Annotated in this window: 17 protein-coding genes; 7 read left to right on the top strand and 10 right to left on the bottom strand. The window is 71.5% G+C overall.

What is annotated here, in order from left to right; translation table 11 throughout:
• Positions 1–146 precede the first annotated feature (146 nt).
• Positions 147–839 carry a helix-turn-helix domain-containing protein gene (locus tag ACFWBN_RS07165; protein ID WP_385171822.1) on the top strand — a complete coding sequence of 231 codons (693 nt, stop codon included), beginning with the start codon at positions 147–149 and terminating at the stop codon, positions 837–839.
• A 171-nt stretch (positions 840–1,010) separates the two neighbouring features.
• Here ACFWBN_RS07165 and ACFWBN_RS07160 read toward each other — a convergent pair whose 3' ends face one another.
• Positions 1,011–2,036, bottom strand: a complete 1,026-nt coding sequence (locus ACFWBN_RS07160; protein ID WP_385171819.1) for an ATP-dependent 6-phosphofructokinase — start codon at positions 2,034–2,036, stop codon at positions 1,011–1,013.
• A gap of 284 nt (positions 2,037–2,320) precedes the next feature.
• On the opposite strand from ACFWBN_RS07160, the gene pta reads away from it, so the two are divergent.
• The 3 genes from pta to pyk all read left to right on the top strand — a co-directional run bounded on the left by pta (position 2,321) and on the right by pyk (position 7,151).
• Positions 2,321–4,405, top strand: a complete 2,085-nt coding sequence (gene pta, locus ACFWBN_RS07155; protein ID WP_385171817.1) for a phosphate acetyltransferase — start codon at positions 2,321–2,323, stop codon at positions 4,403–4,405.
• Between the two features lie 38 nt (positions 4,406–4,443).
• The gene (locus ACFWBN_RS07150) at positions 4,444–5,658 is read left to right on the top strand and encodes an acetate kinase (RefSeq protein ID WP_385171814.1); all 1,215 of its coding nucleotides are present in this window, start codon (positions 4,444–4,446) and stop codon (positions 5,656–5,658) included.
• A gap of 62 nt (positions 5,659–5,720) precedes the next feature.
• Positions 5,721–7,151, top strand: coding sequence for a pyruvate kinase (gene pyk / locus ACFWBN_RS07145; RefSeq protein WP_385171812.1), 1,431 nt, complete (start codon positions 5,721–5,723; stop codon positions 7,149–7,151).
• Between the two features lie 113 nt (positions 7,152–7,264).
• On the opposite strand, the gene ACFWBN_RS07140 is transcribed toward pyk, so the two are convergent.
• From ACFWBN_RS07140 to ACFWBN_RS07125, 4 genes are all read right to left on the bottom strand, one after another.
• A complete protein-coding gene (locus tag ACFWBN_RS07140; protein WP_385171810.1) occupies positions 7,265–8,554 on the bottom strand; it encodes a hypothetical protein in 1,290 nt (429 codons plus the stop codon).
• Positions 8,544–9,119 carry a DUF6114 domain-containing protein gene (locus ACFWBN_RS07135; RefSeq protein WP_385171808.1) on the bottom strand — a complete coding sequence of 192 codons (576 nt, stop codon included), beginning with the start codon at positions 9,117–9,119 and terminating at the stop codon, positions 8,544–8,546. The genes ACFWBN_RS07140 and ACFWBN_RS07135 overlap by 11 nt, the downstream gene beginning before the upstream one ends.
• 110 nt (positions 9,120–9,229) lie before the next feature.
• Positions 9,230–9,868, bottom strand: coding sequence for a DUF6230 family protein (locus ACFWBN_RS07130; RefSeq protein WP_385171805.1), 639 nt, complete (start codon positions 9,866–9,868; stop codon positions 9,230–9,232).
• Positions 9,869–10,463: 595 nt separating this feature from the next.
• Positions 10,464–11,459 (bottom strand): co-chaperone YbbN, encoded by a 996-nt coding sequence (locus tag ACFWBN_RS07125; protein WP_385171802.1) that lies wholly within the window; start codon positions 11,457–11,459, stop codon positions 10,464–10,466.
• A gap of 240 nt (positions 11,460–11,699) precedes the next feature.
• On the opposite strand from ACFWBN_RS07125, the gene ACFWBN_RS07120 reads away from it, so the two are divergent.
• Entirely contained in the window at positions 11,700–12,332 is a 633-nt protein-coding gene (locus tag ACFWBN_RS07120) for a TetR/AcrR family transcriptional regulator (protein WP_385171799.1), read from the top strand.
• Between the two features lie 87 nt (positions 12,333–12,419).
• Here ACFWBN_RS07120 and ACFWBN_RS07115 read toward each other — a convergent pair whose 3' ends face one another.
• The 4 genes from ACFWBN_RS07115 to ACFWBN_RS07100 all read right to left on the bottom strand — a co-directional run bounded on the left by ACFWBN_RS07115 (position 12,420) and on the right by ACFWBN_RS07100 (position 16,383).
• Positions 12,420–14,120: a methylmalonyl-CoA mutase gene (locus ACFWBN_RS07115; protein WP_385171797.1), complete on the bottom strand. Its 1,701-nt coding sequence runs from the start codon at positions 14,118–14,120 to the stop codon at positions 12,420–12,422.
• Between the two features lie 88 nt (positions 14,121–14,208).
• A complete protein-coding gene (locus tag ACFWBN_RS07110; RefSeq protein WP_385171794.1) occupies positions 14,209–14,538 on the bottom strand; it encodes a DUF3817 domain-containing protein in 330 nt (109 codons plus the stop codon).
• A 62-nt stretch (positions 14,539–14,600) separates the two neighbouring features.
• A complete protein-coding gene (locus ACFWBN_RS07105) occupies positions 14,601–15,110 on the bottom strand; it encodes a MarR family winged helix-turn-helix transcriptional regulator (protein ID WP_385171791.1) in 510 nt (169 codons plus the stop codon).
• A 43-nt stretch (positions 15,111–15,153) separates the two neighbouring features.
• Positions 15,154–16,383, bottom strand: a complete 1,230-nt coding sequence (locus tag ACFWBN_RS07100; protein ID WP_385171788.1) for an MFS transporter — start codon at positions 16,381–16,383, stop codon at positions 15,154–15,156.
• 454 nt (positions 16,384–16,837) lie between these two features.
• On the opposite strand from ACFWBN_RS07100, the gene ACFWBN_RS07095 reads away from it, so the two are divergent.
• Positions 16,838–17,833 (top strand): DUF5937 family protein, encoded by a 996-nt coding sequence (locus ACFWBN_RS07095; protein WP_385171785.1) that lies wholly within the window; start codon positions 16,838–16,840, stop codon positions 17,831–17,833.
• Between the two features lie 89 nt (positions 17,834–17,922).
• On the top strand, positions 17,923–18,960 hold the full coding sequence (locus ACFWBN_RS07090; RefSeq protein WP_385171782.1) for a glycoside hydrolase family 6 protein: 1,038 nt from the start codon (positions 17,923–17,925) through the stop codon (positions 18,958–18,960).
• Between the two features lie 90 nt (positions 18,961–19,050).
• On the opposite strand, the gene ACFWBN_RS07085 is transcribed toward ACFWBN_RS07090, so the two are convergent.
• Positions 19,051–19,653, bottom strand: coding sequence for a hypothetical protein (locus ACFWBN_RS07085; RefSeq protein WP_385171779.1), 603 nt, complete (start codon positions 19,651–19,653; stop codon positions 19,051–19,053).
• Positions 19,654–19,663: the final 10 nt, after the last annotated feature.

The following is a 19,663-nucleotide window of genomic DNA, read 5'->3' as shown; positions in this document are numbered from 1 at the left end:
CCGTACGCAGTAATGGATCTTCAGTGCACCGATTACCGGACAGTCGCCCGGAAACCCGCGAAAAACCCCTAACTCCATAGGACGTTCCTACGAGTTATGGGCTTGTTTGTTTGGTCTGTAGTCGTCACGGCCTGGCCACTTCTACGGTGTGCCGTGTGCACTCCAGCCCACCTTTCAATGCCCCCGCCGCGCGTCGACTGCGCGCGGCCCTGGGCATGGCTCCCGGTCATGTCGCCTATGGCCTGCGCGCCCAGTACGGACTGATCGTCGCGCCCGAGACCGTGATGGCGTGGGAGCGTGGCGAGATTTCACCCACCCAGGCCGAGCTCACGGCGCTCGCCGGCGTCCTGTGGTGCTCGCCCGGGGAGCTGCTCGCCGAGCCGGTCACCCTGCGGGAGCACCGCATCTCCAGGGGGCTGTCCGCAGAGGACCTCGCCCGGCGTCTGGGTCTGGAGACGAACTCGTACCAGAAGATGGAGGACACCGGGCGCTGGAAGGGCAACGAGCGGCAGTCCGCCGCCCTCGCGACGGTGCTGGGGCTGACGCTGGCCCAGTTCGTGACGGCCACCGGCAAGGAGGACGAGCTGGCGGACCTGCTGCGCAGCGCGGTGACCACCCGCTGGCAGGCGTACGTCAAGCCGCTCGCCAAGCTGCTGCCGATCCCCAAGGGCCACCTGGAGTCCGTGCTGGAGCGGCTGCACGGCGACTACCAGTCGCGGATGGTGGCCACCCTGAGCTGGGGCGGCGGCGGGGGCGGGGCCGCAAGCGGGGACGCTGGGCGGGAGTTCCTCGCCGAGATCGTGGACCGCTTCTGGCACCTCGCGGGCGGTGCGTCGTAGGACACGTCCGGGCGGACCGGGCGCTCGCGCGAACGGCCCCGGACCGTCCGCGAGGGGACGGAGCCGGGGCCGTTCGGCCGGAGAATCGGGGGCGGAAGTCCCGGAAGTCCCGGGAGTCCCGAAGGTCCCGGGTGTCCCGCGTGTCCCGCCCCTGCTGCGCGTAGCGGGTGCCTAGAAGACCGACTCGGCCTCGTACATGCGGTTCTCGGGGACCGTCTTCAGCTCGGTGACGGCGGAGGCCAGCGGGGCCATCACGATGTCGGTGCCGCGCAGGGCGGTCATGTTGCCGAACTCTCCGCGGTGGACGGCCTCGACGGCGTGCCAGCCGAAGCGGGTCGCGAGCACCCGGTCGTAGGCGGTGGGGGTGCCGCCGCGCTGGACGTGGCCGAGGATGACCGGGCGGGCCTCCTTGCCCAGGCGCCGCTCCAGCTCGACGGCGAGGCGGTTGCCGATGCCGGCGAAGCGCTCGTGGCCGTACTGGTCGATGGCGCCCTTCTCGTACGGCATGGAGCCCTCGGCCGGGTGCGCGCCCTCGGCGACGCAGATGACGGCGAACTTCTTGCCGCGGGCGAATCGTTCCTCGACCATCTTCACCAGGGCGTCCACCTCGAAGGGGCGCTCCGGCAGGCAGATCCCGTGGGCGCCGCCGGCCATGCCGGACTCCAGGGCGATCCAGCCCGCGTGGCGGCCCATGACCTCGACGACCATCACGCGCTGGTGGGATTCGGCGGTGGTCTTCAGGCGGTCGATGGCCTCGGTGGCGACCATGACGGCGGTGTCGAAGCCGAAGGTGCGGTCGGTGGAGGAGATGTCGTTGTCGATGGTCTTCGGCACGCCGACGACCGGCATCCCGGCGTCCGACAGCATCCGGGAGGCGGTCAGGGTGCCCTCGCCGCCGATCGGGATGAGCGCGTCGATGCCGTAGCGCTTCGCCAGCTCCGCGGCGTTCTCGGCGGCCTCGTGGAGGCGGGCGCGCTCCATGCGCGCCGAACCGAGGATCGTGCCGCCGCGGGCGAGAATGCCACTGACGGCATTGATGTCGAGGGGGCGGAAGTTGCCGTCGAGGAGGCCCTTGAAGCCGTCTTCAAAACCGATGACCTCGTCCCCGTGCCCGACCAGGGCGCGGTGTACGACCGACCGGATGACAGCGTTGAGGCCCGGACAGTCGCCGCCTGCGGTGAGAACTCCGATACGCATCGTGCTGTGTCTCCTGCTCCTGGTCGTACCTGGCCGCATCCGTGGGTTGCGCGCGGCCGTGCAGCCGTACATATGAAGGGCGTATTGGTGAAGCCTGTCCGATTGTTCCACGGGCCGAGGGTGGGGCGCGCTCTGTGCTGCTCCGCCCCCAGGGCCTTTCGACCCCCGCGCACAGGCCCATTTTCCCGCGGGCGCCCTATCCAGCCACAGAGGTATTGTCAAGAGGTCAAGCCCACCCTAACTGGGTCAATCGACTCCCAGGCACACATGGACGGAGAGCACGCGTGACGCGCAGCGTGTACGTGACCGGTATCGAGCGGGGGGACGGCCGCCAGGTCGTCGAACTGGGGATCATGGAGCTCCTGACCCGGCAGACGGGCCGGGTCGGCGTCTACCGTCCGCTGCTCCACGACGGACCGGACCGGCTCTTCGATCTGCTCAAGGCGCGCTACCGGATCGACCAGGACGCCGCGACGGCCTTCGGCATGGAGTACCAGGAGGCCTCGGCGATCCTGGCGGAGAAGGGCACCGACGAGCTCGTCTCCCGACTGGTCGACCGCTTCCACCGGGTGGCCCGCGACTACGAGGTCATGCTGGTCCTCGGCACCGACTACGCCGACACCAACCTCCCGGACGAGCTGGCGCTCAACGCCCGCCTCGCCAACGAGCTGGGGGCGGTGGTCGTTCCCGTCGTGGGCGGCACCAAGCACCTCGCCGAGGCGGTGCGCGCCGAGGCCCGCAACGCCTACCGCGCGTACGAGAGCCTGGGCTGCCACGTCGTCGCGATGGTGGTCAACCGGGTGGCTCCCGAGGACCGCGACGTCATAGCCGAGCGGCTCGCCGCCCGGCTGCCCGTGCCCTGCTACGTGCTCCCGGACGACAAGTCGCTGTCCGCCCCGACCGTCGCCCAGATCACCCGGGCGCTCGGCGGCGAGGTGCTCCTCGGCGACGAGGCCGGGCTGGCCCGCGACGCCCTGGACTTCGTCTTCGGCGGTGCCATGCTGCCGAACTTCCTGAACGCCCTGACCCCCGGCTGTCTGGTCGTCACCCCCGGGGACCGCTCCGACCTGGTCGTCGGCGCGCTGGCCGCGCACACCTCGGGGACCCCGCCGATCGCCGGCGTGCTGCTGACCCTGAACGAGCGCCCGGCCCCGCACATCCTGGAGATGGCCTCGCGGCTGGCTCCCGGCACCCCGGTCGTCTCGGTGGCCGGCAACAGCTTCCCGACCGCCGCCGAACTCTTCGCGCTGCAGAGCCGGTTGAACTCCGCGACCCCGCGCAAGCTGGAGACCGCGCTCGGCCTCTTCGAGCGGCACGTGGACACCGGCGAGCTGCGCGACCTGCTGTCGGTGGCCCGCTCCGAGCGCGTCACGCCGATGATGTTCGAGCACGAGCTGCTGGAGCGGGCCCGGTCCGACCGCCGCCGCGTCGTGCTGCCGGAGGGCACCGAGGAGCGCGTGCTGCGCGCCGCGGACGTGGTGCTGCGCCGGGGGGTCTGCGACCTGACCCTGCTGGGCGAGGAGCAGGCGATCCTGAAGAAGGCCGGCGACCTCGGCATCGACATCTCGGGCGCCCAGCTCATCGACCCGGCCACCTCCCCCCTGCGGGAACGTTTCGCCGAGTACTACGCGAAGGCCCGCGCCCACAAGGGCATGACCGTCGAGCTGGCCAACGACGTGGTCACCGACGTCAATTACTTCGGCACCCTGATGGTCCAGGAGGGCCTGGCCGACGGCATGGTCTCCGGCTCGGTGCACTCCACGGCCGCGACCATCCGCCCGGCCTTCGAGATCATCAAGACCAAGCCCGAGGCGTCCATCGTCTCCTCGGTCTTCTTCATGTGCCTGGCCGACAAGGTCCTCGTCTACGGCGACTGCGCCGTCAATCCGGACCCGAACGCCGAGCAGCTCGCCGACATCGCCGTCCAGTCGGCCGCCACCGCCGCCGCCTTCGGCGTCGAGCCCCGGATCGCGATGCTCTCGTACTCGACCGGCTCCTCGGGCAGCGGCGCGGACGTGGACAAGGTCCGCAAGGCCACCGAGATCGTCCGCGCGCAGCGCCCCGACCTGGCCGTCGAGGGCCCGATCCAGTACGACGCGGCCGTGGAGCCCTCGGTCGCCGCGACCAAGCTGCCCGAATCCGATGTGGCCGGCCGGGCGACCGTGCTGATCTTCCCCGACCTCAACACCGGCAACAACACGTACAAGGCCGTGCAGCGCTCGGCGGGCGCGGTGGCGGTCGGCCCGGTCCTCCAGGGCCTGCGCAAGCCGGTCAACGACCTCTCGCGCGGCGCGCTGGTGCAGGACATCGTCACCACCGTGGCCATCACCGCGATCCAGGCGCAGGGCGCGCCCGCGCCGACCGCCTGACCGGACCGACCTCCCACCGAAAAGGAAAGACCCCCACCGTGACCGCATCGCGCGTACTCGTCCTCAACTCCGGCTCCTCGTCGGTCAAGTACCAGCTCCTCGACATGGCGGACCGCTCCCGGCTCGCCGTCGGCCTCGTGGAGCGGATCGGCGAGGAGACCTCCCGGCTGGTGCACGAGCCGCTGACCGGGCCGGGCGCCGCGGGCGGCAAGCGGGAGACGCTCGGCCGGATCGCCGACCACGAGGCGGCGCTCAAGGCGGTGGCGGCGGAGCTGGCCGCCGACGGGATGGGCCTGGACTCCCCGGAGCTGGCCGCGGTGGGGCACCGGGTGGTGCACGGCGGGACGAGGTTCACGCAGCCGACCGTCATCGACGACGAGGTGCTGGCGGAGATCCGGAACCTGATCCCCCTCGCCCCGCTGCACAACCCGGCGAACGTGACGGGCATCGAGGTGGCGCGCGAGCTGCGCGGGGACATCCCGCAGGTGGCCGTCTTCGACACCGCCTTCCACTCCACGATGCCGGAGTACGTGGCGCGGTACGCGATCGACGCCGCGACGGCCGAGAAGTACTCCATCCGGCGGTACGGCTTCCACGGCACCTCCCACGCCTACGTCTCGCGGGCGACGGCCGCGCTGCTGGGCCGTCCGGTGGAGGACGTGAACGTGATCGTGCTGCACCTGGGCAACGGCGCCTCGGCCTCGGCCGTCCGCGGCGGGGTGTGCGTGGAGACGTCCATGGGCCTGACCCCGCTGGAGGGTCTGGTCATGGGCACCCGGTCGGGTGACCTGGATCCGGCGGTCATCTTCCACCTGGCGCGGGTGGGCGGCCTCTCGGTGGATGAGATCGATTCGCTCCTGAACAAGAAGAGCGGTCTGCTGGGCATGTGCGGCGACAACGACATGCGCGAAGTGCTGCGGCGGGCGGGCGAGGGCGACGAGGCGGCGAGCACCGCCTTCGCGGCCTACGTCCACCGGCTGAAGAAGTACATCGGGGCCTACTCGGCGGTGCTCGGCCGGGTGGACGCGGTGGCGTTCACGGCCGGGGTCGGCGAGAACGCCCACCAGGTCCGGGAGGCTGCGGTGGACGGTCTGGCCGAGCTGGGCCTGGCGCTGGACCTGGAGGCCAACGCGGTGCGGTCGCCCGAGCCGCGGCTGGTCTCGGCGGAGTACGCGCGGGTGGCCGTCGCCGTGGTCCCGACGGATGAGGAACTGGAGATCGCCACCCAGGCGTACGCGCTGGTTACCCGTTAGTCACTTGGACTTTCCACCAGACGGAATATTCCGCTACGAAACAAACCGATAGGATCCGCTCCATGCGCCGTTCCAAAATCGTCTGCACGCTGGGCCCCGCCGTCGACTCGTATGAGCAGCTGAAAGCGCTCATCGAGGCAGGTATGAACGTGGCCCGATTCAACTTCAGCCACGGATCCCAGGCAGAACACCAGGAGCGGTACGACCGCGTCCGGAAGGTCTCCGAGGACACCGGGCGTGCCGTCGGCGTCCTCGCCGACCTCCAGGGCCCGAAGATCCGTCTGGAGACCTTCGCCGAGGGTCCCGTCGAGCTGGTGCGCGGTGACGAGTTCACCATCACCACCGAGGACGTCCCGGGCGACAAGTCCATCTGCGGAACCACCTACAAGGGCCTGCCGGGTGACGTCGCCAAGGGCGACCAGATCCTGATCAACGACGGCAACGTCGAGCTGCGGGTGACCGAGGTCGAGGGCCCGCGGGTCAAGACCATCGTCATCGAGGGCGGTGTCATCTCGGACCACAAGGGCATCAACCTGCCGGGTGCGGCCGTGAACGTCCCCGCCCTGTCGGAGAAGGACGTCGACGACCTCCGCTTCGCCCTGCGGATGGGCTGCGACATGGTCGCCCTGTCCTTCGTCCGCGACGCCAACGACGTCAAGGACGTCCACAAGGTCATGGACGAGGAGGGCCGCCGGGTCCCCGTCATCGCCAAGGTGGAGAAGCCGCAGGCCGTCGAGAACATGGCGGCCGTGGTCGACGCCTTCGACGCGGTCATGGTGGCCCGTGGCGACCTGGCCGTCGAGTACCCGCTCGAAAAGGTCCCGATGGTCCAGAAGCGGCTCATCGAGATGTGCCGCCGCAACGCCAAGCCGGTGATCGTCGCGACCCAGATGATGGAGTCGATGATCACCAACTCCCGCCCGACCCGCGCGGAGGCGTCCGACGTCGCCAACGCCATCCTCGACGGGGCCGACGCGGTCATGCTGTCCGCCGAGTCCTCGGTCGGCGCCTACCCGATCGAGACCGTCAAGACGATGTCGAAGATCGTCACGGCGGCCGAGGAGGAGCTCCTCTCCAAGGGCCTCCAGCCGCTGGTCCCGGGCAAGAAGCCCCGTACCCAGGGCGGCTCCGTCGCCCGCGCGGCCTGCGAGATCGCGGAGTTCCTCGACGGCAAGGCGCTCATCGCCTTCACCCAGTCCGGTGACACGGCCCGCCGCCTGTCGCGCTACCGCGCCACGCAGCCGATCCTGGCCTTCACCACGGACCCGCACACCCGCAACCAGCTCACGCTGAGCTGGGGCGTCGAGTCCTACATCGTCCCGCACGTGGACACCACGGACGCGATGGTCGACCTGGTGGACGGCGAGCTGCTCAAGCTCGGCCGCAACAACGAGGGCGACACCGTGATCATCACCGCCGGCTCGCCCCCCGGCGTCCCCGGCACCACCAACATGGTCCGGGTCCACCACCTGGGCGGCGGCGCCCGCGACTGACCTCGCACCACCGCCTCACACTCTGCCGCACAGAGGCCGAGGGCGGCACCCCGCAGCGATGCGGGGTGCCGCCCTCGGCGTTTTTCGTCTGTGCCCGGTCCGGTCGTACGGGACTACTCCGGCGGGCCGATGTAGTTCTTCAGGCCCGGCACCGTGAGGGTGCCGCCGAACTGGCCGGCCTGGACGACCTTGACGTCCGTGAAGAAGGCGAACGGGACGTTCAGGGGCGGCGGGCTGTTCGGGGTGAACTCGATCGGGATCAGGCCGAAGAGGTTGCCCTTGAGGCTCTCGGTGTACATCGTCACCGTGCCGCCGCGGATCTTGGAGGTGGAGCCCGGGCGGGACTTCAGGTGGGCGACGTTCCCCGTCGTTCCGACCGTCTGGTACAGGTCCTTGATGTCCAGCGAGTCCGCGGTGAACTTCAGGACCTTCTTGGTCTTGCCGCCGGCCGTCTTCACCTCGACGATGCCGTGGTAGTCCAGGCCGTAGAGGGTCAGCAGGGAGCTGTCGAGGTACCAGGGCTCGTCCGGCAGGAGCGGGATGCCCGGCTCCAGTTCGGCGTCGGCCAGGGCCTTGGCGTCGTAGGTCGGGCAGGGGAAGGGTTCCTTCCCGTTCGCGTCCTTCGTCGCCTCCGGCGTGGCCCCGTCCTTGTCGTCGGCCTCGTCGTCGGCCTTGTCCTCGTCCTCGTCGGCCGTCTTGCCCGTCTCGTCCTTCGGGGTCTTGGTGGTGTCCTTGACCGCGTCGGGGAGCTCCTCGACGGATGCGCCCGCCTTCTTCGCCGCCTCGCGGATCGCGTCCGCGGACGGGTCCGGGGCCGGAGTGGTCGGGGCGCCCGTCGTGGTGGGGGTGGGCGTCGGGGTCGCCGTCGGCTTCGGCGCGAGGGGCTTGCCCAGGCCGTCGACCAGGCCCTTGAGCGCGTCGCCGACGCCCAGCGGGTCCAGCGGGTTCGTGCTCTTGGTCGGCGTCGCCGTCGGCGCGGGGGCCTGGGCCGGGGCCTTGGGGTCCGCCGCGGGCTTGGTCGCCGTCGGGGACGGGGAAGTGCTCGGCTTCGGCTTCGCGGAAGTCGACGGCGAAGGGCTCGCGCCGGGCGCCGCACTGGCGCTCGCGCTCGGCGAAGGCGTCGTCGAAGCCGTCGGGGACGGCGACTGCGTCGGCTCGTCGGACCGCGTCACACACGGCCCGGGGGCGAACGGGATGTCCTTCTCGTCGGCCACGGCCAGCTTGGGCGCCATGCCCATCCCGACGAACACGGCCGTCGGCATGGCCGCCAGCGCCATCGTCTTGCCGACGGGTATCTGAAGCTTGTTCAGCAGCGATTTCCTGGGCGCCGCATGACGCGGCCCCTTGATCTCGCGGGACTCTGCGCCTGGGGCCACGCCCCGCTGCGTCTCGTCACCCCGCACTGTTCCTCCCGCCATCGGCGTGGGCAGTCGTCTCGCTCGCGTATGCCGGCGTGTCCGTTTCGCGCTGTCCCGGTACGCCGTGGGGGCCCGCCATCGTCTCCGTCTTGCCCAGGTCGACCGCGGCCGGCCGGCCGTCCGCCGGAGCCTCCTCCGACGGCTGCCCCGGGACCCAGGCGAGCGCGAGGGCACCGCCGAGGAGCGCCGGGACGAAGCCCAGCCCGAAACCGCCGAGGTTGGACACCGGCAGCGACACCAGGGCCAGCAGGATCGAGGCGACGCCCGCGAAGACCCGGATCGCCTGCTGGAACCAGAGCGCGAGCCCCAGCGTGATCAGCAGGATCCCGATGATCAGTGCGCCCGCGCCGCCGGTGGTGGCCATCGCGAGGCTGAGGTTGCCGAGCCGGAGGTCCGCGTACGGGAAGTACGCGATCGGGAAGCCGCTGATGAGGGTGAACAGCCCGGCCCAGAAAGGACGGCGGCCGCGCCAGGCGTAGAAGTGGTACCACACCATGGTCAGCCAGGCGTCGTCTTCGGCGCGAACGTAAACCGGGGCCTGGGGGTTCATGGACAACAGCTCCCTGGAAACGGTGGTACGGAAATCTGTGGAGCCCGGACGGGCGGGCGGCGACCCGGAATCGTGCCGCCGACCGCCCTCCGGTCACTCGCCGGGACGGACTACTTCTCGTCCTGGTAGCACGGCTGGTCGCCGCCGAGCAGGCGCAGCTTCAGGTCGGGCAGCTTGAAGGTGCCCGCCGTCGTCGCCCACGCCTTCTGGCGCACGTTCGTCAGCACGGCCTTGTCGGCGCGCTGCGAGAACGCGTACGGGCTCGCGACCGTACCGGCCTGCGGCTTGGTCTTGTGGCTCGCGTCGCCGACCGCGACACCGATGTCCAGGTTCTTGAACTCGGCGTCGGTGTCGAGCTCCGCAACATCCAGGTAGATGTTGTCGGCGACGGCCGGCTTGCCCTTGTGGCCCGTGCGCAGCTGCAGCGTGATGTTGCCGAGCGGCGTCGGGGTCACCAGCGACTGGCACATGTTGGTGATTTCCGCGTGGCTGAACCCGGAGATGGTGACCGGGTGGTGCTGCGCGTTGCCCTTGAGGTCGTGACCCTCGGCGATACCGCCGTACTGAATGAGGTTGTCACCGTCGAGCTTGTCGGCCGAGACCTTGAAGTCCTGGCCGGAGACGCTGAAGGACGCCGCGAGGGCACCCTGCGCCAGACCCACACCGACCGCGGCCGTGGCCGCGATGCTCGGCACCATGACGAGCGCGAAGCGCTTCCATCTGGTCCCGCCACGAACCTGAGAACTCATTTCGTTCCTCCTTCTCGGACGTACATCTCCGGTCCGGGCCGTGCCCGTCCTGGGATGGGAGAAGTGCTACGTCCTCGGGAAGGAGCGCAGGCGGCCGGGCCGCGGCTGTGCCACGTCCGATACACCGGCGATCACCCCCGAGCGACAACCACTGGGCCACGCGTTCGCGCAACCTGGAGGACAGGCCCCGCCGTGTGGCGGAGACCCCCCTGTCCCACACCCGGTGCCACTGCCACCGGGCGGCTCGGTGGGGACCCTCCACCGCGGCTCCGGATGAGCGGCTCTGCGGGAAGGACCGAGCGTCGCCGATCGTGGTCCATTCCCGGCCGGGGCACAAGGGGGTTCGTTACTGGCGGGTAACGGCCAGATAACCAGAGCACGACCCGCCGCCATCGGGCAGCAACACAGGGTGTAACCGAGGGCCACGACAGATCGGCGGAAGAGTGAACACACCGGACAGTTCACGGGGTTCGACTTACTACGAGTAACAGCGGCCGCGATTGCCAAGTTTTGGCAAAGCGCGGCCGCTGTTTGTCTCCGTGTCAACAAATCGTCGGCACTCCGCCGACGCCCGGGTGTCCCCGGAGGCCCGCCCCTAGAAGAGCACCCGGGCCAGCGCCGTACGCGCCGCGGTCACCCGCGGGTCGTCCGTTCCGATGACCTCGAACAGCTCCAGCAGGCGCACCCGCACGGCGTCGCGTTCCTCACCGAACGTCACCCGCACGGTGTCCACCAGACGCCCGAAGGAGTCCTCCACGTGACCGCCGGCCAGGTCCAGATCGGCCGCGGCCATCTGCGCCGCCGGGTCGCGGGGGTTCTCGGCGGCCGCGGCGCGCACCGTCTGCGGGTTCATGTCCTGGACCCGGACCAGGAGCTCGGCCTGCGCCAGGCCCAGCTTGGCCTCGGTGTTGCCCGGGTCGTCGGAGAGCACGTTCTTGTACGCCTGCACCGCACCGCCCAGGTCACCGGCGTCGAGCGCGACGACGGCCGCCTCCAGCAGGGCGTCGTACGGGCCGGCCGGCGCCTCGGCCGGAGCCGCCGGGGCGGCCCCTTCGGCGCTCGGGTCCACCTCGACGCCGATGATCCCGAAGCGCTCCTCGGCGACCTGGACCAGCTGGGCCAGGGTCTCGCGGATGTGCTGCTCGGGGGCCCCGCCCTGGAAGAGCGGCAGCCCCTGGCCGGCGACGACGGCGAAGACGGTCGGGACGTTCTGGACGCCGAACTGCTGCAACAGCGCCGGGTTGGCGTCGACGTCGACCCGGCCGAGCACGAGGCGACCGGCGGCCTCGATGATCAGGCGCTCCAGGAGCGGCGTGAGCTCCTGGGACTGCTCGCTCCACTGGGCGCGGAAGTCCAGGACGACCGGAACCTCGGCGGAGAGCTGGATCACGCGTTCAAAGCCGGCCTCGTCTACGTCGATGACGAGCGCGGAGGTCGGCAGGGCGCCGGCGGCCGGACCGGCGCCGCCGCCCTGGGCCGCCTGTCGTGCCGCTTCGGCGCGGGCCTGCTCGGCCTTGGCCTTGGCCTCGCCGGCCGCCTTCACCGCGGCGAGGTCGACGACGCCGCTCATGGACATGTTTCTGGGCTGCATGCGTACATCCTCCCCCGTGTGCGCGCGCCGATGAAAAAGATCGCGTGAATTGCCGTGGTCTCGCGGCCGTCCTGCGTTGCGGCACCGGGTCCCCACCTGGTGCCTGTAGCCCTTCGCGTGGTTGTCGCTCTTACGCTACGAGCCGTAGCGTAACTCCTCGCGGGCCTCCGGCGCCCCGTGATCTGAACCACAGCCCTCGGGAATCCGGCCCGTCGGCTACCGGCGGGTATGGTCTCGGCCATGCGCAACCCCAGTCCCGGCTCCAGCCCCGCCCGCACCGGCCGCCCCCGCAGCGCCGCCGCGGACGCCGCCATCCTCGCCGCGACGCGGGACGCGCTGGTGGAGCTGGGCTGGTCGAAGCTGACGATGGGCGACGTCTCGACCCGGGCAGGCGTCGCCAAGACCACCCTCTACCGGCGCTGGGCGGGCAAGAACGAGCTGGTCGTGGACGCGGTCGCGGAACTCTTCGACTCCCTCGAACTCCCGGACCGTGGCTCCCTCGAAGCCGACATCGAGTACGTGGTCCTGCAGTTCGCCTCGCTGCTGCGGCGCCCGGAGGCCCGTACGGCCCTGATGGCCGTGGTCGCCGAGTCCACCCGGGACGAGGCGCTGCGCGACCGTATCCGGTCGGCCATCGTGGACCGGCAGAAACGTCTCGTCGTACTGGGTCGCGAACGGGCCCAGGCCCGCGGGGAACTCCCGTACGAGGAGGACGAGGACCTGGCGTGCCGCACCACCGACCTGATATTCGACGTGATCGCGGGCACGGTGGTGCACCGCGCCCTGGTCAGCTCCGAGCCGGTGGACGAGCTGTGGGTGGCCACCTTCACGGCCCTCCTGATGCACGGCCTGCGGGGGCCGGCCACGGCCTGAACGCCCGAAGGCCGCTCGCGTCCGCCACCGTACGGGGCGGACACGAGCGGCCTTCGTGAGTCCGTTCGCGGGTCTGTTCGCGGGGTCTCAGAAGCCCGGCGGCTCGGTGTAGGTGCCCCACTCGTCGCGCAGGACGTTGCAGATCTCGCCGAGGGTGGCCTCGGCCCGCACCGCGTCCAGCATCGCCGGGATCATGTTCGACCCGTCCCGGGCGGCGTCGAGCATCGCGGCCAGCGACTCCGACACCTTCGCGTCGTCGCGCCGGCCCTTGCGCTCGGCCAGCTCCCGCACCTGCACCTTCTCCACCTCGTGGCTGACCCGCAGGATCTCCAGGTCCCCGGTGACCGAGCCGTGGTGGACGTTGACGCCGACGACCCGCTTGTCGCCCTTCTCCAGCGACCGCTGGTACTGGAAGGCCGATTCGGCGATCTCCCCGGTGAACCAGCCGTCCTCGATGCCGCGCAGGATGCCCGAGGTGATCGGCCCGATGGGGTGCTGCCCGTTCGGGTGGGCGCGCAGGCCGCGCTCCTTGATCTGGTCGAAGATCTTCTCGGCGTCCGCCTCGATGCGGTCGGTGAGCTGCTCGACGTACCAGGAGCCGCCCAGCGGGTCGGCCACGTTGGCGACGCCGGTCTCCTCCATCAGCACCTGCTGGGTGCGCAGGGCGATCTCGGCGGCCTGCTCGCTCGGCAGTGCGAGGGTCTCGTCGAGGGCATTGGTGTGCAGGGAGTTCGTGCCGCCGAGGACGGCCGCGAGGGCCTCCACGGCGGTGCGCACGACGTTGTTGTACGGCTGCTGCGCGGTGAGCGAGACCCCCGCGGTCTGGGTGTGGAAGCGCAGCCACATGGACTTGTCGCTCTTCGCCCCGTAGACCTCCTTCATCCAGCGGGCCCAGATGCGGCGGGCGGCGCGGAACTTGGCGATCTCCTCGAAGAAGTCGAGGTGCGCGTCGAAGAAGAAGGAGAGCCCGGGGGCGAAGTGGTCCACGTCCATGCCGCGGGAGAGGCCCAGCTCCACGTAGCCGAAGCCGTCCGCCAGGGTGTACGCGAGCTCCTGCGCGGCCGTCGCCCCGGCCTCGCGGATGTGGTAGCCGGAGACGGAGAGCGGCTTGTAGGCGGGGATGCCCTTGGCGCAGTACTCCATGAGGTCGCCGATGAGGCGCAGGTGCGGCTCGGGTTCGAAGAGCCACTCCTTCTGGGCGATGTACTCCTTGAAGATGTCGGTCTGGAGCGTGCCGTTGAGGAGGGCGGGGTCCACGCCCTGCCGCTCGGCGGCGACCAGGTACATGCAGAAGGCGGGCACGGCGGGGCCCGAGATGGTCATGGAGGTGGTCACGTCGCCGAGGGGGATGTCCTTGAACAGGACCTCCATGTCGGCGGCGGAGTCTATGGCGACCCCGCAGTGGCCGACCTCGCCGAGGGCGCGGGGGTCGTCGGAGTCCCGTCCCATGAGGGTCGGCATGTCGAAGGCCACGGAGAGCCCGCCGCCGCCGGCGGCCAGGATCATCTTGTAGCGCTCGTTGGTCTGCTCGGCGTTCCCGAATCCGGCGAACTGCCGGATGGTCCAGGTCCGCCCGCGGTAGCCGGTGGCGTGCAGGCCCCGGGTGTAGGGGTACTCCCCCGGCCACCCGATGCGCTCGAACCCCTCGTACGCGTCGCCGGGCCGGGGCCCGTAGACCGGATCGACGGCATCGCCGGAGAGCGTGGTGAAGTCGGCCTCGCGCTTGCGGGCCTTGTCGTAACGGGCCTGCCAGCGAAGGCGGCCTTCTTCGATGGCGTCTGCGTCCATACCCATGAATTTACTAGGACGTCCTAGTAAATGTCGATGGGCAACCCCCGGGGAGATGTCCCCGGGGGAGATTCGCCCTAGTGGCGCACTAGGCCTTCGCGGTCGCGAGACCGTCGGCGACCAGCGGTTCGACCTCGGCGCGGACCTTGCGCTCGACGAAGAACGCGGCCAGGGGGATGGTGCCGCTGACCATGACCCAGAGCATCTTGCCGAAGGGCCACCTGGCCTTGGAGCTCAGGTCGAAGGCGAAGACCAGGTAGATCATGAAGAGCACACCGTGGGCCTGGGACACCACGAAGGTCAGATCGGCGCCCTTGTCGAAGCCGTACTTGAAGACCATGCAGGTGCAGAGCACCAGCAGCATCACGGCGGTCGCGAAAGCCATCACCCGGTAGCGGGTCAGCACACTGCGTTTCATGGCGTCGAGCCTAACCGTCCGCTTTGCGCGATCTTGAGCGGGGCCGCCGGTCCGTAGCGGGCTCAGCTCTCCTCGAAGTCCGCGGCGGCGACGCGCAGGGGGCGCAGCAGGGCGAAGATCTCCGCGCACTCCTCGGCGTCGTAGGCGCCGAGGCCGAAGTCGATCTCCATCAGGTCCCTGGTGGCGGCCTCGACGACCTCGCGCCCCTTGTCCGTGATGGAGGCGAGGGTGCCGCGACCGTCGTTCGGGTTGGGCCGCTTGTCGACGAGCCCGGACCTCACCAGCCGGTCGACGGTGTTCGTCACCGACGTCGGGTGGACCATCAGGCGCTCGCCGATCTTCGACATGGGCAGCTCGCCGGCCTTGGAGAAGGTGAGCAGCACCAGGGCCTCGTAGCGCGCGAAGGTCAGTCCGTACGGCTTGACCACCGCGTCGACCTCGCCGAGCAGGATCTGGTGCGCCCGCATGATCGAGGTGATGGCGGCCATCGAGGGCACCGGCCCCCAGCGCTGCTGCCAGAGCTCGTCGGCGCGGGCGATGGGGTCGAAGGGAAGGCTGAGCGGCTTGGGCACGCAACAGACCCTACCGGGCGGTCATATGACCGGGAGCCCCGTCTCACGCCTCGGCCGCCGCTGCCTTCGGGGTGGTGGCGCGGAGTTCGGCGAGGAGCAGCAGGACGACGACCGTGCCGGTGATCCCGGCCCCGGTGACGACCACGTGCACCGGCAGGAACTCGGCGGCGAGACCGGCCAGGGCCATGCCGACGCCCTGGAGGGTCATCAGACCGGTGCCGAGCAGGGTCATCGCGCGTCCCCGCAGGTCATCCGGGACCGCGTCGACGTACCACTGGTCGAGCCCGAGGGTGTGGGCGTGGGCGAGGCCCGCGAGCAGCAGGGCGGCGAGGACCACGGGCACGCCGGGCCGGGCGGCGTACAGGAGCAGCGGCAGCAGCCCGACGGCGGCGAGCGGTGCCGTGATCCGGGAACGCGTTCGGGCGGTGAGTGCGGAGCCGGCCCAGAGTTCACCCGCGATGGTGCCGACGGGCAGGGCGCACATCAGCAGTCCGAGCACGGCGGTGCTCGCGCCGGTGCCGGCGGCGTACGGGGCGAGCAGGGCCTCCGGTACGACGACGAAGACGGGCGGCAGCCAGAAGAGGAGGGTGAGCGCGCGGATCCGGCGGTCGCCGAGAACGGCCCGCAGCCCGTGGAGCGGGGACTCGCGGGAGCCCCCGCGGGCGGGGCGGGTGGTGGTGCCGAGACGCAGGAGCAGGGCCGATCCGAGGAATCCGGCGGCGGTCAGGGCGATGGCGCCGCGCGGCGCGAGGACGGTGAGCAGCAGCCCGCCGAGGCCGAAGCCGATGAGCTGGGCGCTCTGGGCCACCATGCGCAGGAGCGAGCGGCCGAGGACGAAGGCGTCGCCGGATCCGAGGACGTCGGCGAGGGAGGCACTGCGGGCGCCCTGGAACAGCGGGGCGACGAAGGCCATGGCGCAGCGCAGTACGAGGAGCAGCGCGACGGGCGTGCCGGGCAGGGCCATGGCCGCCGCACAGGCGGCACAGACCAGATCGCACCCGACGAGCACGCGCCGCGCGGGGTACCGGTCGGCGAGCCCGGCGAGCAGGGTGCCGCCGAGGGCGTACGGGAGGAACCCGAGGGCGAAGGTGAGGGCGCTCATCAGGGGCGAACCGGTGGCGCGGTACACGAGGACGGTGAGCGCGATCTCGGCGACGACCACCCCGAGCACGGACACCAGATGCGCGGCGAAGACGGCCCGGAACTCCCGTATCCGGAACACGGTCCGGTATCCGGCGGCGGCCGGGGCGCTGATCTGCTGAAGGTTTGCCATGCGGGGCAGCTTCGCGGCGGCCAGCCCGACCCCAGTAGAGATTCGCCCTGATCCGAATCTCCCGAGGTGCGCCGGCGAGGCCCGGTTCGCCTCCGGCGGCGCCTCAATCGCCGGCGGGGCTGAAATTGCCCTGCGGGCAATCCAGCCCGCCTGAACGCAAGGCAGCGCTACGCGCACTCACAGGCTGAGGCCGCCCACATCCAGCCCCGCCGGCGATTGAGGCGCGGGGTCCGGGGCGGAGCCCCCGATCATTAAGGCCCGCCGGCCCACCAGGCCGGGCCACACTCCAGCCCCGCCGGCGTTTGAGGCGCGGGGTCTGGGGCGGAGCCCCAGGTCTTTGAGGCGCGCGGGCCCACCCGGCCGCACCACCCCCAGCCCCGCCGGCGATTGAGGCGCAGGGGCCCGGGGGCTGTGACCCCGGCGGCGGGGCCGGACACGACGGAGGAGCAGACGCATGGGGTACCACTTCCGCTTCGGCGCCGCCGACCTGCTCCGCTGCCGCTTCTCCCTCTCCCCCCGCTGGGAAACCCAAGAGGCCGTCCGCGTCCTCCTCCGCCCCCACCGCCAGACGTACCACCTCCCCTGGCTCCGCCAGGTCCGCGCCGCCGCGGAAGGCCTCGACCTGCGTCCCCTGTGGCTCCTGATGCCGAAGAAGGGGCACAATCCGGACTTCCTCAGCCCACCCCCGCTCGGCCCCTCCGTCACCTTCGAGGAGGAGCTGGCCCGGGTACGGGCCGCCGATCCCGAGCCGGTCCAGGAGGACCTGCGGCGCTCCCTGGCCTGCACCCCCGGCGCCCTCGACAGCGACATCGGGCAGCGGATGCTGGCGGATCCGGCCCGGGCCGTCCGGGAGTTGGCCGATCTCTACGAGCAAGCCTGGGCGGCCCTGATCGCCCCCCACTGGCCCCGGCTGCGCGCGCTCCTGGAGGCCGACATCCTGTTCCACTCCCGCCGGCTGGCGGCCGGCGGCCTGGAGTCGCTGTTCGACGGCCTGCATCCGGAGCTGCGGTGGCAGGGGGACAGCGACACCCTCACCATCGACAAGCACGGCCACCACGACCGCACCCTCGACGGGCAGGGCCTGCTGCTGATGCCGAGCGCCTTCGTCTGGCCGGAGGTGGTCGGCGGCTACGACCCCCCGTGGCAGCCCACCCTCGTCTATCCGGCGCGCGGCATCGGCGCGTTGTGGACGGCCCCGACGGCGGGGACCCCGGACGCGCTGGCCCGCCTGCTGGGCCGGGCCCGGGCCGACGTGCTGTGCGCGCTCGGCGAACCGGCCTCCACCACGACCCTGGCCCACCGCCTGGGCCTGGCGCCCTCCTCGGTCTCCGCGCACCTGCGGGTCCTGCGCGGGGCGGGCCTGCTCGTCTCCGCCCGCCACGGCCACCAGGTCCTGTACGAACGCACCCCGCTGGCCATCGCCCTGACCACGGGCGGCTCCGCCGCCTGAGGCGCCCGGTGTCGTACGGGGATGCCAACTGCCCCTTATGTCACGATATCCCGAGTCCGCTGCCCGACCCTTCGTCCCGAGGAAGCCGGATGCCGAACGCCGCCGCCGTCCGTAGACGCCGCCCCGCCACCGCCCTCGGCCTCCTCCTGCTCCTCGCGGCCGCCCCCGCCTGCACCGGCGGGCCCGCGCCCGGAGCCGGGAGCCCCGCCGCCTCGTCCACGGCTCCCGCCGCCGACGCCGCGGCCGGCGAATCCCCGTTCTGGGTGGACCCGAAGAGCGCCGCCGCCCGGCAGGTCGCCGCCTGGGAAGCGGCGGGCCGCAACAGCGACGCCCAGGTGCTGCGCAGGATCGCGGACCGGCCGATGGCCCTGTGGGGACCGGGCGGCGATCCCGGCCCCGAGATCCGCCGGGCCGGGGCCGGCGCCAAGGCCGCCGGGCGGACGATGGTGCTCACCGCGCACAACATCCCGTACCGCGACTGCGGGCAGCGCGCGGCCGGCGGGGCCAAGGACGCCCGCGCCTACCGCAGCTGGATCGGCGCCTTCGCCGGCGCCATCGGCGACGGCAAGGCCGTCGTCATCCTGGAACCGGACGCCGTCCCGCACATCGTGGACGGCTGCACCCGGGCCGACCACCACGCCGAGCGCTACCGGCTGCTCTCCGAGGCCGTCGACCGGCTCAAGCGGAACCGGAACACCAAGGTCTATCTGGACGCGGGCGATCCGGCCCGGATCCCGCATCCGGCGGACCTCGTGGCGCCCCTGCGCAAGGCGGGCCTGGAGCACGCGGACGGCTTCGCCGTCAACGTCTCCGGCTTCCAGTCCGAGGCGGCCGCCCGGGCGTACGGCGCCGAGATCTCCCAGGGGACCGGGAACAAACACTTCGTCATCGACACCGGCCGCAACGGCGACGGCCCGCTGCCGGGCGGCCTCGGGCAGACCCGGTGCAATCCGCCCGGCCGCTCCCTCGGGGTGCCGCCGACCGACCGGACGGGCGACCCGCTCGTGGACGCGTACCTCTGGATCAAACGGCCCGGCGAGTCCGACGGGCCCTGCCGCGGCGGCCCGGCGGCCGGCACCTGGTGGCCGGACTACGCCCTGGGGCTGGCCCGCCGGGCGCGGGACTGACGCGGTACCGGCCATTCCGGCGCCGTGGGGCGGGGCGCCCCCGTGTGCGCCCCGCCCCCGCGGCCTCCCCAGGGGTCGTGCCGGCCGTGCTCAGTGCCAGATGGTGCAGGCGATGTTGTAGCCCCACTGGGGGTTGTTGTACGGATTGCCGATGTTCGGGTTGGCCGCACAGGCCCGGATCCAGTAACCGGGGCCGTCGTAGTGGCTGTTCGAGGTGCTCGCGTACACCCCGGTGGGCACCTGGTAGTCGACGAACGGCGTCCAGTTGGCGCCGCCGTTGCGGGAGACGTCCAGGTACAGGGCCTCGCCGACGCCGTTCAGCCAGGCCTCGCCCCACGCCCAGTCGTGGCCGTCGGAGCCCTTGAAGATGTTCATCCGTACCGTGCTGGTCCAGCCGCCGGGCGAGAACGAGGCGCTGTAGCTCGCGTTGACGGCCGCCCCGGAGGCCAGCAGCCTGTCGGCGACGCCCGCCGCCAGCTCCTTCGGCTTGGTCGTCACGTGCCGCAGCCCGGACGGTCCCGCCTCCCCGGTCGGGGCGGGCACGCTCACGCCCGCCAGTGCCGCGGCCTCGGCCTCGGACCCCTTGACCGGGCCGCCGCCGGCGGTGTCGGTGGCGTGGACCGGGCCCGTCAGGGCGATGCCGGCGATCAGTGCGGCCCCGAGGGCCAGCGCGCCGGTGCGTTTCAGGGACATGGTCGCTCCT

Source organism: Streptomyces sp. NPDC059989 (assembly GCF_042736975.1).
In the GTDB taxonomy this organism is placed as follows: domain Bacteria; phylum Actinomycetota; class Actinomycetes; order Streptomycetales; family Streptomycetaceae; genus Streptomyces.
Note: the sequence above shows the minus strand (reverse complement) of the source record. Positions and strands in the feature narration are given on the sequence as shown.

Coding starts and splice junctions, on each gene's coding strand:
- ACFWBN_RS07160 (WP_385171819.1), bottom strand. CDS start 2,036: ATGCGTATCGGAGTTCTCACCGCAGGCGGCGACTGTCCGGGCCTCAAC.
- ACFWBN_RS07085 (WP_385171779.1), bottom strand. CDS start 19,653: ATGTCCCTGAAACGCACCGGCGCGCTGGCCCTCGGGGCCGCACTGATC.
- ACFWBN_RS07100 (WP_385171788.1), bottom strand. CDS start 16,383: ATGGCAAACCTTCAGCAGATCAGCGCCCCGGCCGCCGCCGGATACCGG.
- ACFWBN_RS07135 (WP_385171808.1), bottom strand. CDS start 9,119: ATGAACCCCCAGGCCCCGGTTTACGTTCGCGCCGAAGACGACGCCTGG.
- ACFWBN_RS07115 (WP_385171797.1), bottom strand. CDS start 14,120: ATGGACGCAGACGCCATCGAAGAAGGCCGCCTTCGCTGGCAGGCCCGT.
- pyk (WP_385171812.1), top strand. CDS start 5,721: ATGCGCCGTTCCAAAATCGTCTGCACGCTGGGCCCCGCCGTCGACTCG.
- ACFWBN_RS07090 (WP_385171782.1), top strand. CDS start 17,923: ATGCCGAACGCCGCCGCCGTCCGTAGACGCCGCCCCGCCACCGCCCTC.
- ACFWBN_RS07120 (WP_385171799.1), top strand. CDS start 11,700: ATGCGCAACCCCAGTCCCGGCTCCAGCCCCGCCCGCACCGGCCGCCCC.
- ACFWBN_RS07125 (WP_385171802.1), bottom strand. CDS start 11,459: ATGCAGCCCAGAAACATGTCCATGAGCGGCGTCGTCGACCTCGCCGCG.
- ACFWBN_RS07095 (WP_385171785.1), top strand. CDS start 16,838: ATGGGGTACCACTTCCGCTTCGGCGCCGCCGACCTGCTCCGCTGCCGC.
- ACFWBN_RS07110 (WP_385171794.1), bottom strand. CDS start 14,538: ATGAAACGCAGTGTGCTGACCCGCTACCGGGTGATGGCTTTCGCGACC.
- ACFWBN_RS07130 (WP_385171805.1), bottom strand. CDS start 9,868: ATGAGTTCTCAGGTTCGTGGCGGGACCAGATGGAAGCGCTTCGCGCTC.